This is a genomic window from Bacillus sp. AFS055030, assembly GCF_002574545.1.
Lineage (GTDB): Bacteria > Bacillota > Bacilli > Bacillales > Bacillaceae_G > Gottfriedia.
Genome location: NZ_NUGT01000028.1, coordinates 1 through 15212 on the forward strand (window position 1 = coordinate 1; position 15212 = coordinate 15212).

General features: G+C 35.3%; 14 protein-coding genes and 1 other annotated feature. Of the genes, 13 read left to right on the plus strand and 1 reads right to left on the minus strand.

Features of this window, described 5'->3' with window-relative positions:
• The 13 genes from CN925_RS12110 to spoIID all read left to right on the plus strand — a co-directional run.
• The coding region (locus tag CN925_RS12110; protein WP_180232942.1) for an NADH-quinone oxidoreductase subunit C at window positions 1-870 on the plus strand (870 nt) is incomplete at its 5' end.
• An 8-nt stretch (window positions 871-878) separates the two neighbouring features.
• Complete coding sequence (locus CN925_RS12115) at window positions 879-1979, plus strand: NADH-quinone oxidoreductase subunit D (protein WP_098846484.1); 1101 nt, start codon at window positions 879-881, stop codon at window positions 1977-1979.
• Window positions 1979-2980: an NADH-quinone oxidoreductase subunit NuoH gene (nuoH, locus tag CN925_RS12120; protein WP_098846485.1), complete on the plus strand. Its 1002-nt coding sequence runs from the start codon at window positions 1979-1981 to the stop codon at window positions 2978-2980. The genes CN925_RS12115 and nuoH overlap by 1 nt, the downstream gene beginning before the upstream one ends.
• Before the next feature lie 31 nt (window positions 2981-3011).
• Window positions 3012-3431 carry an NADH-quinone oxidoreductase subunit NuoI gene (gene nuoI / locus CN925_RS12125; RefSeq protein WP_025568978.1) on the plus strand — a complete coding sequence of 140 codons (420 nt, stop codon included), beginning with the start codon at window positions 3012-3014 and terminating at the stop codon, window positions 3429-3431.
• Window positions 3428-3946, plus strand: a complete 519-nt coding sequence (locus CN925_RS12130) for an NADH-quinone oxidoreductase subunit J (RefSeq protein ID WP_098846486.1) — start codon at window positions 3428-3430, stop codon at window positions 3944-3946. Before nuoI ends, CN925_RS12130 begins: the two co-directional genes overlap by 4 nt.
• The gene (gene nuoK / locus CN925_RS12135; RefSeq protein WP_025568976.1) at window positions 3943-4257 is read left to right on the plus strand and encodes an NADH-quinone oxidoreductase subunit NuoK; all 315 of its coding nucleotides are present in this window, start codon (window positions 3943-3945) and stop codon (window positions 4255-4257) included. Before CN925_RS12130 ends, nuoK begins: the two co-directional genes overlap by 4 nt.
• Before the next feature lie 17 nt (window positions 4258-4274).
• Window positions 4275-6131: an NADH-quinone oxidoreductase subunit L gene (gene nuoL / locus CN925_RS12140; protein WP_098846487.1), complete on the plus strand. Its 1857-nt coding sequence runs from the start codon at window positions 4275-4277 to the stop codon at window positions 6129-6131.
• Window positions 6128-7636, plus strand: a complete 1509-nt coding sequence (locus CN925_RS12145) for a complex I subunit 4 family protein (RefSeq protein WP_098846488.1) — start codon at window positions 6128-6130, stop codon at window positions 7634-7636. The genes nuoL and CN925_RS12145 overlap by 4 nt, the downstream gene beginning before the upstream one ends.
• Before the next feature lie 3 nt (window positions 7637-7639).
• Window positions 7640-9136 (plus strand): NADH-quinone oxidoreductase subunit NuoN, encoded by a 1497-nt coding sequence (nuoN, locus tag CN925_RS12150; RefSeq protein ID WP_098846489.1) that lies wholly within the window; start codon window positions 7640-7642, stop codon window positions 9134-9136.
• Window positions 9137-9291: 155 nt separating this feature from the next.
• Complete coding sequence (locus CN925_RS12155; RefSeq protein WP_025568971.1) at window positions 9292-9528, plus strand: DUF1146 family protein; 237 nt, start codon at window positions 9292-9294, stop codon at window positions 9526-9528.
• Window positions 9529-9608: 80 nt separating this feature from the next.
• Window positions 9609-10328 carry a YwmB family TATA-box binding protein gene (locus tag CN925_RS12160; protein WP_098846490.1) on the plus strand — a complete coding sequence of 240 codons (720 nt, stop codon included), beginning with the start codon at window positions 9609-9611 and terminating at the stop codon, window positions 10326-10328.
• A gap of 32 nt (window positions 10329-10360) precedes the next feature.
• Window positions 10361-11665 (plus strand): UDP-N-acetylglucosamine 1-carboxyvinyltransferase, encoded by a 1305-nt coding sequence (gene murA / locus CN925_RS12165; protein WP_098846491.1) that lies wholly within the window; start codon window positions 10361-10363, stop codon window positions 11663-11665.
• A gap of 278 nt (window positions 11666-11943) precedes the next feature.
• Complete coding sequence (spoIID, locus tag CN925_RS12170) at window positions 11944-12957, plus strand: stage II sporulation protein D (protein ID WP_098846492.1); 1014 nt, start codon at window positions 11944-11946, stop codon at window positions 12955-12957.
• Between the two features lie 232 nt (window positions 12958-13189).
• On the opposite strand, the gene CN925_RS12175 is transcribed toward spoIID, so the two are convergent.
• Entirely contained in the window at window positions 13190-14809 is a 1620-nt protein-coding gene (locus CN925_RS12175) for a peptide ABC transporter substrate-binding protein (protein WP_098846493.1), read from the minus strand.
• 51 nt (window positions 14810-14860) lie between these two features.
• Window positions 14861-15157: a binding site (T-box leader), on the minus strand.
• Between the last annotated feature and the right edge of the window lie 55 nt (window positions 15158-15212).

Genomic DNA, 15212 nt, shown 5'->3' on the forward strand with positions numbered 1-15212 from the left:
CCAGAGGTGACTTCTGAAGATGATAAGGCAAAAGCTTTAGCAGCGGCGAAGGCAAAAGCAGTAGCAGCAGCTAAAGCAAAGGCAGCAGCATTAGCGAAGCAAAAAGCAGCAGGAGGAGAGGCTCCCGCAGAAGGTAAAGACGATGAAAAAGCGAAAGCACTTGCAGCAGCAAAGGCAAAAGCAGTAGCAGCAGCAAAAGCAAAGGCAGCGGCATTGGCAAAACAAAAAGCAGCGGGTGGAGAAGACACTGCAACTGCTGGTTCTGACGATGAAGCGGCAAAAGCAAAAGCGAAAGCACTTGCAATTGCGAAGGCAAAAGCAGCGGCAGCCGCAAAAGCGAAAGGTAAAACAGAAGGTGTTAAAGAGGCTCCAGTTGAAGAAGTAAAAGCTTCGCACAATCAACCATTGTTAGATGAAGTAAAAGCACTAATTGAAAAAGAGTTTGGAGCGGAAGTTATTGAGGAAGCAATTATTAATACGCTATCTAAACATGATCCAACTTTTACAATTAAAAAGGATGCTTACTTTAAAGTAGCACAGTTCTTAAAGAATAATGAACAACTACAATTTACTTATTTATCTGGATTACATGGAACTGATTTTGTTGATTACATGGAAGTTTACTCTTACATATATTCTTATAAACGTAAACATGGAATCGCTTTAAAAGTAAGAGCAGACCGAAATCAGCCTATTGTTGATAGTATTACTCCAATTTGGGAAGGTGCAAACTGGCCAGAGCGTGAAACTTACGACTTACTTGGTATACAGTTTGAAGGACATCCAAAATTGGAGCGTATATTACTGCCAGATAATTGGGTTGGCTATCCACTAAGAAAAGATTACGTTCAATTTGATGAGGGGGTGTAGGATAAGCCATGATTCGTACGGAAGAAATGCTATTAAACGTCGGACCTCAGCATCCAAGTACACACGGTGTATTTCGTCTTGTGTTAAAGATTGATGGAGAGATCATTAAAGAGGCGACACCAGTCATCGGTTATCTACACCGTGGTACAGAGAAAATCGCTGAAAATCTTCAATATACACAGATTATCCCATATACAGACCGAATGGATTATCTATCAGCAATGACTAATAACTATGTTATCTGCCATGCAGTCGAAACAATGATGGATATTAAAGTTCCAGATCGCGCAGAGTATTTACGCGTTATTTCGATGGAATTAGGAAGAGTTGCTAGTCACTTAGTTTGGTGGGGTACAAACCTACTAGATATTGGGGCGGTAAGTCCATTCCTTTATGCTTTCCGTGAGCGTGAAATGATTATCAATCTACTAAACGAACTTTGTGGAGCGAGATTGACTTTTAACTACATGCGTGTAGGTGGGGTTAAGTGGGATGCTCCTGAAGGATGGATTGAAAAAGTAAAAGAGTTTATTCCTTATATGAGAGAGCAATTAAAAGGATATCACGATTTAGTTTCTGGTAATGAAATCTTTATTAATCGTGTAAAAGGTATTGGTGCATATTCACAAGAAGATGCCATTAATTTTTCATTAAGTGGTGCAAATCTTCGTTGTACTGGTGTTAAATATGATTTACGAAAAGATGCTCCATATTCTATTTACGATCGCTTTGATTTCGATGTTCCAGTGGGAACAGTTGGGGATGCATGGGATCGTTATATGTGCAGAATGTTAGAAATTGAAGAGTCCCTAAAGATTTTAGAACAAGCTGTTGCACAATTCCCTGCTGAAGGTGATATTTTAGCAAAAGTTCCTAAAATCATAAAAGCTCCTAAAGGTGAAGGATACGTTAGAATCGAGTCACCGCGTGGAGAAATCGGTTGCTATATTGCAAGTGATGGAAAAAAAGAGCCGTATCGTTTGAAGTTTAGACGACCATCCTTTTATAACCTCCAGATTCTTCCAAAACTATTAAAAGGTGAAAACATCGCAAACTTAATTACTATTTTAGGTGGCATTGATATTGTACTTGGGGAGGTAGACGGATAATGATAGAAAATCTTCTACAAAGTACACCGTCTTGGATAAATTTTCTCATCTATTTAGGCTTAGGCGTTATTTTTCTATTTGTAGTTTTAGGTTTTGTTACGTTTGGAATCCTATCAGAACGTAAAGTCATGGGTTTCATGCAAGGTCGTATTGGACCCAACCAAGTTGGTGGACGTTTTGGTTTACTTCAAACAGTTGCTGACGTATTAAAGCTACTTTTAAAAGAAGATACAATTCCAAAAGCGGCAGATAAACCATTATTTATACTTGCACCAGTCATTGCATTTGCTCCAGCTTTTATGGTTTTAGCAACTCTACCTTTTACAGAGAACTTACAGTTTGCTGATATAGGTGTTGGATTACTTTACTATATTGCTGTATCAGGATTAACAACAGTTGGGGTTGTTACGGCAGGTTGGGCTTCAAATAACAAATACTCCCTTATTGGTGGTATGCGTGCAGCGGCACAGATGATATCATATGAAATTCCGTTAGTAATGAGCGTATTAGGTGTTATTTTATTAACTGGAAGCTTAAATTTAAATGATATTGTTAATGCACAAGAAAATGTATGGTTCATTGTAACTCAGCCGATTGCTTTTATCGTTTTCTTAATTGCAGCTGTAGCTGAATTAAATCGTACGCCTTTTGACTTACCAGAGGCTGAGTCAGAACTAGTAGCAGGTTATCATACAGAGTTTTCAGGCTTCCGTTGGGCATTCTTTATGCTCTCAGAGTATGTTTACTTTTTTGCAATGTGTTCGTTAATTACGATTATTTTTTTAGGTGGATGGAATCCAATTGCAGGTCTAGACTTTATTCCTGGAGCTGTTTGGTTCTCTTTAAAATTTAGTGTAATTTTATATTTATTAATTTGGTTCCGTGTAACATTCCCACGTTTACGTGCTGACCAATTAATGGAGTTTGGTTGGAAGGTATTATTACCAGTTTCGTTAGCTAATATTTTAATAACTGCATTAGTAAAAAGCTTATTCTTCTAAACAAATAGACCAATCTAAAGGGGTGTGAGTCATGATTGGGTTAGTAAAAGGTTTAAAATATACTCTTCAAAATTTAACGCGCGAGAAAGTGACGTATGATTATCCAAATCAGCCGATTCCGTTACCAGATCGTTTTCGTGGAATTCAAAAGTTTTATCCAGAAAAATGTATTGTTTGTAATCAATGTTCAGCAATTTGTCCAACAGACTGTATTACATTAACTGGGAAAAAACACCCTGATCCTACGAAAAAAGGGAAAATTATTGACACATACGATATAAATTTCGAAATTTGTATTCTATGTGATTTATGTACAGAAGTTTGTCCAACAGAAGCGATTATTATGACAAATAACTTCGAACTTGCTGAATATTCACGTGATGAATTATTTAAAGACCTTCAATGGCTTGATGAAAACGACCAAAACATTCGAAAGGAGAATAAAGCATGAGTGGTTTTGTAGTTGCTTTCTTTCTTCTTTCTTTATCAGCCATTTTAGGTGGCGTAATGATGCTAAACTCAACGAAAGTTATGCATATGATGCTTTCACTTGTTTTAACATTCATTAGTATTGCAGGAATTTATGTCCTTTTATCAGCTGAATTCGTAGCTGTTGTTCAAATTCTTATTTATTCTGGAGCAGTAACGATCTTAATGATTTTTGGAATCATGTTAACAAAACATGATATTGAAAGTGAAAACCCAAAAAGAAATTGGAGAAATATTGCTGCATTAATCGGTATCGTTGCATTTGGAGTCGTTATGTTTTTAGGTGTAAACGGACTTTCAATTAACGCAACAGATGTTGATTTAGCAACAAACAATACGAAAAATATTGGCTTACAATTATTTACAGATCATATTGTGCCATTTGAAGTAATGTCTGTATTATTACTTATTGCTTTAGTCGGAGCAATCATTTTAGCAAAATCAGATGATTCAAAAGAGGAGGGTACGAAGGAATGAGTTCAGTTCCAATTAATGCTTATCTTCTCTTAGCGCTAATTTTATTTTGTATCGGATTATATGGTGCATTAACAAAACGAAATACAGTAATCGTGTTAATTTGTATTGAGTTAATGTTAAATGCCGCAAATATTAATTTAGTAGCATTTAGTAAGCTTGGTGTAGCACCGTCGTTAACAGGACAAATTTTTTCATTATTTACGATTTCAGTTGCAGCCGCTGAAGCTGCAGTTGGCGTGGCAATTCTTATTGCATGGTATCGTCATCGTCAGACAGTCAATATCGATGAAGCTGATTCATTGAAAAGATAAATAGGAGGTGGAATTTGATGATGCAGTATGCTTGGCTTGTTCCGGTACTTCCGCTAATTTCCTTTCTAATCCTTATATTAGCTGGTACAAGAGGAAAGAAAGGTAGCGGGATTTTAGGAGCAACTTTAACAGGAATCTCATTCATCATCTCCTTGTTCGTCTTATTTGACCGTCTACAAGGGGATACAGTGCAGAAACTATACAATTGGTTAACAATTGGAAATATCGATATTCATGTTGGATATGTAGTAAATGCGCTAAATTCGTTAATGCTAGTAATCGTTACGTTTGTTAGTACATTAGTACATATTTATTCAACAGCTTATATGGAAGAGGATGACCGAATTACAGTGTTCTTCGCATATTTAGGCTTATTTACATTTGCGATGTTAGCACTTGTCATTTCACCAAGCATTCTACAACTTTATGTATTCTGGGAGTTAGTAGGGTTAGGTTCATTTTTACTTGTTGGTTTCTACTTTTATAAAGAGGAAGCTAAAGCAGCGGCTAAAAAAGCGTTCATTATGACTAGAATAGGGGACGTTGGTTTATTTATTGGGATGGTACTTTTATTTTGGAAAACAAAGAGCTTTGATTTCGATCAAATTTTCAATGTAATCCAAGGTGGAGAAGTGAGCACAGGTATGTTAACACTTATTGCGATCTTGATTTTCATAGGAGCAATGGGTAAATCAGGTCAGTTCCCACTTCATACATGGCTTCCTGATGCGATGGAAGGTCCAACACCTGTTTCTGCATTAATTCACGCAGCAACGATGGTAGCAGCCGGTGTTTACTTAGTAGCGACGACTTATCCAATCTTTATTGCTAGTGGGACTGCTTTAACGGTAGTTGCGATTGTCGGTGGATTTACAGCGATTTTTGCAGCGAGTATTGGACTTGTTCAAAGAGATATTAAGCGAGTATTAGCATATTCTACAGTTAGTCAGTTGGGCTATATGATGCTTGCATTAGGTGTAGGTGGTTATACAGCAAGTATTTTCCATTTAACAACTCATGCGTTTTTTAAAGCATTGTTATTCTTAGCTGCAGGTAGTGTAATTCATGCCGTACACACTCAAGACATTTTTAAAATGGGTGGATTACGTCAGAAAATGAAATGGACATCTACACTATTCTTAATTGGTACATTAGCTATTACAGGTGTACCATTACTATCTGGTTTCTTTAGTAAGGATGAGATTTTAGCTGCCACTTGGGGAAATGGAAATTACGTTTTATTCATCGTTGGTTTAATTGCTGCATTCTTTACTTCTTTCTATATGTTCCGATTATTTTTCTTAGTGTTCACTGGAGAAGAAAAGACAAAAGGTGCTCACGAGTCACCAATGTCAATGATTCTTCCAATGTCATTATTAGGAATCCTTGCTATATTTGCAGGTTATATTAATACACCATTCTTTGGTCGCCATTTAAATGAATTTTTATTAGATGGAGCTCCATTTACGATTGCTGAGCATGCTCATGAGCCGGTTTGGATTATGGTCGTAGCAACGCTTGTTTCTTTAGCTGGTATAACGCTTGCTTACAATATGTATGGAAGAAAAGAAAAGCAAACGAAACAAGAAGAAAATGGATTGTTTTACGATATTCTTCTTAATAAATACTATATTGACGAATTATATAACGGTTCAATCGTAAAAGGTATGTTTGCAATCGGACATGTAATGTCTGCAATTGAGCGTTTTGTAATAGAGGGGCTAGCAGTTCTTGTGAAAGGAATTGTAAGTAGTATCGGTGGAATGGGTTCAAGGCTTCAAAGTGGTCAAGTCCAAACGTATGGATTTATCACATTACTTGGTCTTGCCCTAATCTTATTAGCAATCGTTGTGACAGGGGGGTACAACTTATGATGTCTCATTTCTTATTATGGGTTGTTTTCTCACCTTTATTGGGATTATTACTAGTTTCTTTTGCGCCAAAGAATTCTTATAAGCTTTGGGCATTATTGACTTCGATTTTATCATTTGCAGTTACTATACTTGCTTATATAGCAGGTCAAACCCATTCTAGTTTAACAGATTTGAATATTTCATATGATTGGTTTTCATTTGGAAAATTTTTCGCTGGATCAACTAGATTATTCCAAGTTAAATTTGAGCTTGGAGTAGATGGTCTTTCATTAGTGATGATTTTACTTACTGGTATTATCTCATTAATCGCTGTAATTGCAGGTTACTCAATTAATAAAGGATCAAAAGGCTTCTATCAGCTACTATTTATTGTTCAAGTAGGGATGTTTGGTGTATTTGCTGCTCAGAACTTAGTGTTATTCTTCTTATTCTTTGAATTAACGCTAGTTCCAATGTTCTTTTTAATTGGTAAATGGGGCCGATTTGATAGTGAACGTGCTGGATACCAATTCTTAATTTATAACGGATTAGGATCTGCATTCTTATTATTTGTTATAGCTGTCCTATTTGCCCGTACAGGCACAACAAATTATGAAGTTTTAGCAAACATCATACCAACAGGACAACAAACAATTAGTCCAATTTCAGAGCATTTAAAAATGCTTCTACTAGTTAGCTTATTAATTGCATTTGCAATCAAACTACCATTGTTCCCGTTCCATCGATGGATGGTGAATGTTCATACACAAGCCAATCCTGCTGTAGTAATCATTCACGCTGGTATCCTATTAAAAATTGGAACTTACGGTTTAATTCGTTTTGCTTTAGGGGTATTCCCAGAGCAATTTGAAAAAATGTCGGTAGCTCTTGCGATTATTGGTGTTATTAATTTACTTTACGGGGCTTATATTGCTTTAATCCAAAAGGACTTACGTTCTGTATTGGCGTATTCAAGTTTCTCGCACATGGGAATTGTTATTATTGGATTAGCAGCAATGAATAGCGCTGGAATTTCGGGAGCGATTTTACAATCAGTATCTCATGGTTTAATTGCTGCACTTCTATTTTTAATAGTTGGCATGTTAGAAAACCGAGGTGATACTACTAGTTTTGACCGTATTTCAGGTCTTTCAAAATCAGCTCCAAGACTAGCAGGCTTATTGCTTTTTGGTGGTATGGCCTCGTTAGGTTTACCGGGTCTATCAGGATTCGTAGGAGAATGGCTATCGTTTGTTGGTCTTTTCCAATCTCATAAAGCAATTGCAACTGTCGGTACGTTAGGAATTATTTTAACTGCAGCTTATATATTAAGAGCAATTTTACAATTAAGCTTCGGTAAAAGTAGCGAATTTATTTCATCCTTCACTGATTTGTCAAAACGCGAAGCAATCGCTTCAGTTATTTTAGTATTTGCGATTGTCCTGCTTGGTGTGTACCCAGCTTTCGTAAATGATATGATTGTGTCATCAGTGGATTTTATCATTCAAGGGATTAGAGGTGTATAGAAGATGACATGGAAAGCATTATCTGAATTTCAATGGGGAACAATGGGTCCTGAGATTATTCTAGTAGCTGCTGCGCTTCTTCTATTAACTCTTGAACTCTTACTACCTAAAAATGCGAGTCGTAAAATAGTCGGTTGGGTTGGTTTATTAAGCGTTGTTGGATCACTTGCATGGTTATTCACACTTTATTCACATGAACCAATAAGTCTATTAGCGGGATCGTTTAAGCTTGATTCATTTGGGCTTCTCTTTAAAACTATTTTATTAATCGGAGCAATCTTAGTTTTATTACTTGCTCTAGGAGATAAAGCAATTGCAGAGCGCTCAGAGTACTATACATTGTTTATTACAGCGTTAATTGGAGCAATGTATATGGCTTCAAGTAGTGATTTAATTACATTATTTGTTGGATTAGAGTTACTTTCGATTTCATCCTATATTCTAGTTGGAATTCAAAAGAGAAGAGAAGGCTCTTCCGAGGCAGCACTTAAGTATGTAATTAACGGTGGTATATCAACTGCAATAACATTATTCGGATTAAGCTATACTTATGGCTTAACAGGAACAACAAACATTACTGAAATGAATTTGGCTCTTCAACAAGGTATTCCAAGCAGTAATGAGTTTCTTATGATCATAGCATTTGTGTTAGTATTTGTAGGATTATCATTTAAACTTGCATCTGTTCCGTTCCATATGTGGGCGCCAGATGTTTATGAAGGCGCACCAACACCTGTAACAGCATTCTTAGCAACAGTTTCAAAAACAGGTGGGTTTATCATCGTACTTCGCATCTTCTTAGCAATTTTTACTGGTGCATTATTGATGAAGGAACAAAAATCTGTATTTGAAGTAATGCAACCAGTTGTTGCTACATTGGCTGCGTTATCGATGATTATTGGTAATACAATTGCTTTAAAACAAAACAGTCTAAAGCGCATACTTGCATACTCAGGTATTGCACATGGAGGTTATGTTCTAGTCGCATTTGTAAGTATTTCACCATTCATGTTTGAGGGGATCTGGTTTTATTTATTAACTTATACATTCATGACAATTGGTACTTTAACAATCGTCTACAATGTACAACAACAAAGGGGATCTGACTCTTTATCATCATTTGCAGGGCTAATTAAAACAAATCCATTTTTAGCGATTACAATGACAATATTTGTTTTATCGCTAGCAGGTATTCCATTAACTGCAGGGTTTATAGGAAAGTTAAATATTTTCTTGGGAGCTTTTGTCCAAGTTAAAGGATATTATGTACTAGGTGGAATTCTACTATTAACTACAGTAGTATCTTATTTTTACTATTTCGGCATCCTTCAAAATATCTTCTTTAGAAGTGGTGAAGAACGTAAAATAGTACTTCCAAAGACACATCTTTTCGTTATATTGGTATGTGCTATCCTAACAATTGTATTAGGTATTAAACCATCTTTAGCTTTAGATGTATTTCATAAGCTAGACATTGTGAAAGACTTCTTTATGGCGTAAAATAGATTTAACTTAAAAGTGTGGGATGTTTCCTGCACTTTTTAATTTGTAGAAAAAGTATAAAATTTGATTTTCTAATAAATTATGGGCTAAAAATCCAACTTTGCAATTTGAAAATTTTTTTATCATAATCAACCGAAAAGAGGACGTGAAAAATGGAAGCTTTAGTTGGGACAGAAGCATTATTAGCAATAATTGTCCATTTATTTTTCATTATTTTAACTTGGTGGGCTTTAACTGCAATTAAGTGGGAGAGTATTATGAAAAAAGGTCATGTTGCCCAAATTCGACTTTTTATGGTACTACTGACGATTACAATTTCTTCTGCTGTAAGTAGTTTTTTCTTAGACTATCTACAATATACAAAAAACATTACATATTTATTGAAATAATTTGTCAAAAAGTATGTATCAATGTATCGTATAAACCCCTCTCTACCTGTGAAAAATGGAAGTAAGAGAGGGGATTAATTATGAAAAAGACAATGTACTTATTTTTAATTACGATTACTTTTGCTTCTGCACTATTTTTTAATTGGGGTAAGATTGGTATGGCTAACACAGGTGTAAGTCAATTGAACCGCTTTGCAGACTTATTAAATAAAAAAGACATTTCGGTTACAAGTTGGAATTTATACGCAAGAGAAGCTAAAATGAATACTTCGGTGTCCCAAATAGTCGGGAAATATAAAGCGGGATTTAAAAAATTTAAGTGGACGAAAGCTGATAATGGTAATAAAATAATTGGTACATTTAACCATAATTTAATCACAGAGAGAATCGTTGTTACATCTACTGACAATAACAATAGTTATGTAATTTATGAGCTCAGTGGGACTAAATGGGACCATCAGACAGAAAAAGAAACAAATAAACTGATAAAAGACTCATTGGAAAATATTTTTAGTAAACAACCTACTTTTTTTACTTGTATAAAGGGGACAATGGGTGGTAAACTTGAAGGTGTTTTGCAGGGTATAAAAAATAATTTTTTGGAGACTTTTAAAGCAACAAAAATAGAAGAAATAAAAGAAGGGGCATTCGTCTCTGTTTCAGCATATACTGAACAGTGGAATGACGCTCTGGTTGCAAATGGCAAAAAAATTAATTTACAAATTGCAATACGTGAAAACAATGTTGATAAATCAACGACAATTATTATTGGCACACCGATTATAACAGTAGAATATTGATAGATCTATATTAGGACACGGAGGGGAAAAGTTTGGATAAAATCATTGTCCGTGGCGGGAAACAGCTTCAAGGCACAGTTCGTGTAGAAGGTGCAAAAAATGCTGTCTTACCAGTTCTTGCTGCAGCGCTACTAGCTAGTGAAGGAAAAAATGTAATTCATGACGTACCAACTCTATCTGACGTTTACACGATTAACGAAGTACTTCGTAATTTAAATACAGAGGTTGGGTTCGAAAATAATACAGTAACAGTTGACGCTTCAAAAGATTTACATGTTGAAGCACCATTTGAATATGTTCGTAAAATGCGAGCATCTATTCTTGTAATGGGACCACTTTTAGCAAGAAATGGTCATGCACGTGTAGCGTTACCAGGTGGATGTGCGATTGGATCTAGACCAATTGAACAACACTTAAAAGGATTTGAAGCAATGGGGGCTCAAATTACGGTTGGTAATGGTTTTGTAGAAGCAAAATCAAACGGTCGTTTAAAAGGGGCAAAAATCTATTTAGATTTCCCAAGCGTAGGTGCGACAGAAAATATCATGTCTGCAGCTGCACTTGCAGAAGGAACAACAATTCTTGAAAATGCTGCAAAAGAACCTGAAATTGTTGACTTAGCAAACTTCATTAATGCAATGGGTGGTAAAGTTCGTGGTGCTGGAACAGGCACTATTCGAATTGAAGGTGTACCAACATTATTTGGTACAACTCATCACATTATTCCAGACCGTATTGAAGCTGGAACATTTATGGTAGCAGCAGCTATTACGAATGGAAATGTATTAATTGAAAATGCAGTTCCAGAGCATTTAAGCTCAGTTGTAGCGAAAATGCGTGAAATGGGTGTAACAATTATCGAAGAGGAAGAAGGTCTTCGTGTAATTGGTACTGATAATTTAAAACCTGTAGACATCAAAACAATGCCTCATCCAGGCTTCCCAACAGATATGCAATCACAAATGATGGCACTTCTATTAAAAGCTAATGGAACAGGCATGATTACTGAAACAGTATTTGAAAATCGTTTTATGCATGTGGAAGAATTCCGTCGCATGAATGCGAATATTAAAATCGAAGGTCGATCAACTATTATTCATGGACCAAATGATCTTCAAGGAGCAGAAGTAGCTGCTACGGATTTACGCGCTGCTGCATCACTTATCCTGGCTGGTCTAGTTGTTGATGGATATACACGCGTTACTGAATTGAAACATTTAGATCGTGGTTATGTAAATTTCCATGAAAAGCTTGCTGCACTTGGAGCGGACATTGAACGTGTAAACGAACCAAGCACAGCTGTAGAGGAAGAAACACTTAAAGATTTACAAGCGTAAACTAAAAACTAATTCAAATGCCTGGCACTTTGTGTTACCCCACATTGAGTCAGGCATTTTTGCATTTTCATGCAACTTTCTACTATCAGTTATAGACAGAAACCAGCTAAAATATTCTAAAAATAATAAAAAAATAATACAATTTGTTAAAAGAATCTAATTTGAAATCATACTATATTTGTTCTAAATGCTTGTCCATATACATAAATTATCTTTAGAAAGGGCAATTAGTTGAAAATTGTCATTTAAAGTTGTTTTGAAATGGATAGGAGGAAAATATGAAGTCATTTAAAACATTAATCACTGCAGGATTAACTACTTGCTCAGTCGTTATTATTATCCCTACATTGCTTGTTCTACCATTTCATAGTCATACAGATGGTAGATTGGTTGATCAGCTACAGAAAAAAGCAAACCAAGTTGCAGCAGCGAACAAAAATGACAATCTAAGTATTGAAGTTTTTAGAACAAAAACAAAAAAAGTTGAAAAACTTCCAATCGAGGAATACGTATTGGGAGTAGTAGCATCAGAAATGCCAGCAAAATTTGAATTAGAAGCACTAAAAGCACAAAGTTTAAGTGCTAGAACATTTATCATCAAACGATTGAAAGAAGGAAAACCGCTTGAAGAAGGTGGAATTGTAGATGATACAGTTAATTTTCAAGTCTTCCAAGATCGCGACGACTTGAAGAAAAGATATGGCGCTCAATACGATAAAAATATAGCCAAAATTGAAAAAGCTGTAAAAGCAACTGAAGGACAAATATTAACTTACAATGGACAACCTATAACTGCTTCATTCTTTTCCACAAGCAATGGATACACAGAAAACTCCGAAGAATATTGGAAAAATAGTGTACCATATTTGAAAAGCGTACCGAGTCCTTGGGATTTTGTTGCTCCAGACTATATATCAAAAAAGTCATTTACAATAAGTGAGTTTGAAAGGAAACTTAATGTAAAAATTAATAAGTCAGACATAGGGAAAGTCACGTCAAGAACGCAAGGTAAACGAGTAGAACAAGTAGCGTTTGGTAAAAAAACACTCTCGGGCAAAGAAATTAGGGAAAAACTAAACCTACGTTCAACGGATTTTTCGTGGGAGCGTTCTGGTAATGAAATCATTATTACTACAAAAGGTTTTGGTCATGGAGTAGGTATGAGCCAATATGGGGCAAACGAGCTTGCAAAGCAAGGGAAAACTTTTGATGAGATTGTTAAGTATTATTACAAGGGAATCAGCATAAAGAAGCTTAGTAAGAAAGATTATGATGGATTGGAGAAGCTTTGAGAGAAGATATTTTAAGACAGACCTCATAAGGGTCTTTTTTTTGTTTAATTGCTAAGATTATTTTTTATAAAAAGAAGAAAACAACTAAAAAACACTCTAAATTGAACTAAGATTCGTCCATTTAGAGTGTTTTTTGATTTGGTATTGCAACATACTGGTTCTATTTCAGTTGCGAAAGTTAGTTCGTTACGAAACATAAGTTTTTCTTCAATACGACTTCTTTCCTTAGCTCCTATTGCTTTTGGGCATATTTATAATAAAAATAGCCAACAAATGGACGTACCTTTATGTTTTTTACATTTGATTTTTGCAAGTATACGTAGCCAGCTTGGTAAACTGGAGCAATCGCAGCATCATCTAGTAAAAGGTCTTCAGCATTATGAAGCAGTTGAGTACGTTCTGATTCGTTTTGTAAGCTGATTGTATTTGCTTTTTGAACAAATTGATCATACTGAGCGTTTTGATAGTTTAATACATTTAAAGCTGATTTAGATGTAAACAATTCTAAATAAGTCGTTGGATCCGGATAATCTGCACCCCATGTATCTAGAGAAAGGTCGTAGTTTCCTTGTTGACGTAATTCAAATTTTTGTTGTGCAGGTTGTACGACAATATTCACTGTTAAACCTTTTAAATTTGTTTCTAATTGTGATTTTAAATATTCACCGATTTTACGCGAAGTATTGTTATCACTTACTAGTAATGAAATTGTAGCCTCTGATTTACTAAGCTCAGATAAAGCTTCTTTAAATAGTGTTTTTGCCTCCTTTAGACTTACTGTAGAAGGATGAGATGTTGAGCTAACAAAATCCACACCTTTAGAGTTTTTTACTAAACCTTTAGGAATAATTCGATCAGTAGGAATAGAACCATCGTTTAATAGCGTTGTACTAATGTCCTCTTTATTAAAACCGTTTGCGATTGCCTTACGCATTTTTTGATTTGATAAAAATGGGTTTTTTTGATTAAAGCTGATATAAGAGACAATTGGCATAGCTAATTTGTTTAATTCTTTATTCCCTTTATAACGATCGATCACATTAGAATCAATAATCGCTTGGTCAAGTTCACCAGTTTCATAAAGATTAACTGCAGTTGTTGTTTCTTTCATGATTTTCACGTCGATTTTATTTACATGGACATTCTTTTTATCATAGTATTGTGGATTTTTTTCCATTGTAAAGCCAGCTTCATGTTCCCATTTACTTACAACGTAAGGGCCATTATATAAAGTTGTATTTGCTTCTAGACCATATTTGTTACCTTGCTCCTTAACGAATTTTTCATTTAACGGGAAGAACATCGGTAAACTTGTCAGTTGAATGAAATATGGGATCGGGCGTTCAAGTTTAATTTGTAATGTTTTATCATCTATTGCAGTTACCCCGAGTTTATCGACTGGCAACTTTCCTTGGTTAATTTCTTTTGCATTTTCAATATCGTATAAATCGTAAGCAAACTGAGCTTTAGTTTTTGGGTCAATTGCACGTTTCATTGCAAAAACAAAATCTTTTGCTGTTACAGGGTCCCCGTTTGAATATTTGGCATCTCTTAATGTAAATGTATAAACTTTGCCATCTGTACTAACTTTATGTGACAAAGCAGCAGCGGGAACGTATTCTCCTTTTTCATTTGGCATATAGAGACCTTCCATTACACTATTAAGTGCGTTTAATGAAGGTCCATCTAAAGCTAGTGAACTATCAAGACTTACAACATCTGAAGTATCCATTAAATGTAGTGTGTGATCATCTGACTTAGAAACTGTCTGATTTGATTGTTGTCCACAGCCTGTTAGTGCCAATGTGAGTAATAAACTAATTGATACGAATTTTTTCTTAGTAAATATCATTTTATTTTTCTCTCCTTATTTTTGGGTACAAAAAAAGAGTCCCCGCCTTATAAAAAGGACGAGGACTCCCGTGGTGCCACCTTAATTAGTCTAAAAACGTTAGACTCACTTTGCAGTATCAAAACAAATGAATTGAACTACCTTGTGACAAAAAGCAGTATCGAAACATGAGTTTGAATACCTGTCTCTTTTATCGGTGAGACGTCCGCCAAAGCCTACTGCATATATAAATATGGTTCGGTTTGATTGCTCAGAAGCCCATTCAAAAATATGTCCGTACTGACTTGCACCAACCGTCAGCTCTCTGAAACTTTCATATAATCTACTCTTCTTCATCATCGCAAAAAATATATAATGACTGAAATAATCTTTTAAGTTTAAGTTTTTAATACATCGTACAAGC

Coding starts and splice junctions, on each gene's coding strand:
- CN925_RS12155 (WP_025568971.1), top strand. CDS start 9,292: ATGGAAGCTTTAGTTGGGACAGAAGCATTATTAGCAATAATTGTCCAT.
- nuoK (WP_025568976.1), top strand. CDS start 3,943: ATGAGTTCAGTTCCAATTAATGCTTATCTTCTCTTAGCGCTAATTTTA.
- spoIID (WP_098846492.1), top strand. CDS start 11,944: ATGAAGTCATTTAAAACATTAATCACTGCAGGATTAACTACTTGCTCA.
- CN925_RS12130 (WP_098846486.1), top strand. CDS start 3,428: ATGAGTGGTTTTGTAGTTGCTTTCTTTCTTCTTTCTTTATCAGCCATT.
- nuoH (WP_098846485.1), top strand. CDS start 1,979: ATGATAGAAAATCTTCTACAAAGTACACCGTCTTGGATAAATTTTCTC.
- CN925_RS12145 (WP_098846488.1), top strand. CDS start 6,128: ATGATGTCTCATTTCTTATTATGGGTTGTTTTCTCACCTTTATTGGGA.
- CN925_RS12160 (WP_098846490.1), top strand. CDS start 9,609: ATGAAAAAGACAATGTACTTATTTTTAATTACGATTACTTTTGCTTCT.
- nuoL (WP_098846487.1), top strand. CDS start 4,275: ATGATGCAGTATGCTTGGCTTGTTCCGGTACTTCCGCTAATTTCCTTT.
- CN925_RS12175 (WP_098846493.1), bottom strand. CDS start 14,809: ATGATATTTACTAAGAAAAAATTCGTATCAATTAGTTTATTACTCACA.
- nuoI (WP_025568978.1), top strand. CDS start 3,012: ATGATTGGGTTAGTAAAAGGTTTAAAATATACTCTTCAAAATTTAACG.
- nuoN (WP_098846489.1), top strand. CDS start 7,640: ATGACATGGAAAGCATTATCTGAATTTCAATGGGGAACAATGGGTCCT.
- CN925_RS12115 (WP_098846484.1), top strand. CDS start 879: ATGATTCGTACGGAAGAAATGCTATTAAACGTCGGACCTCAGCATCCA.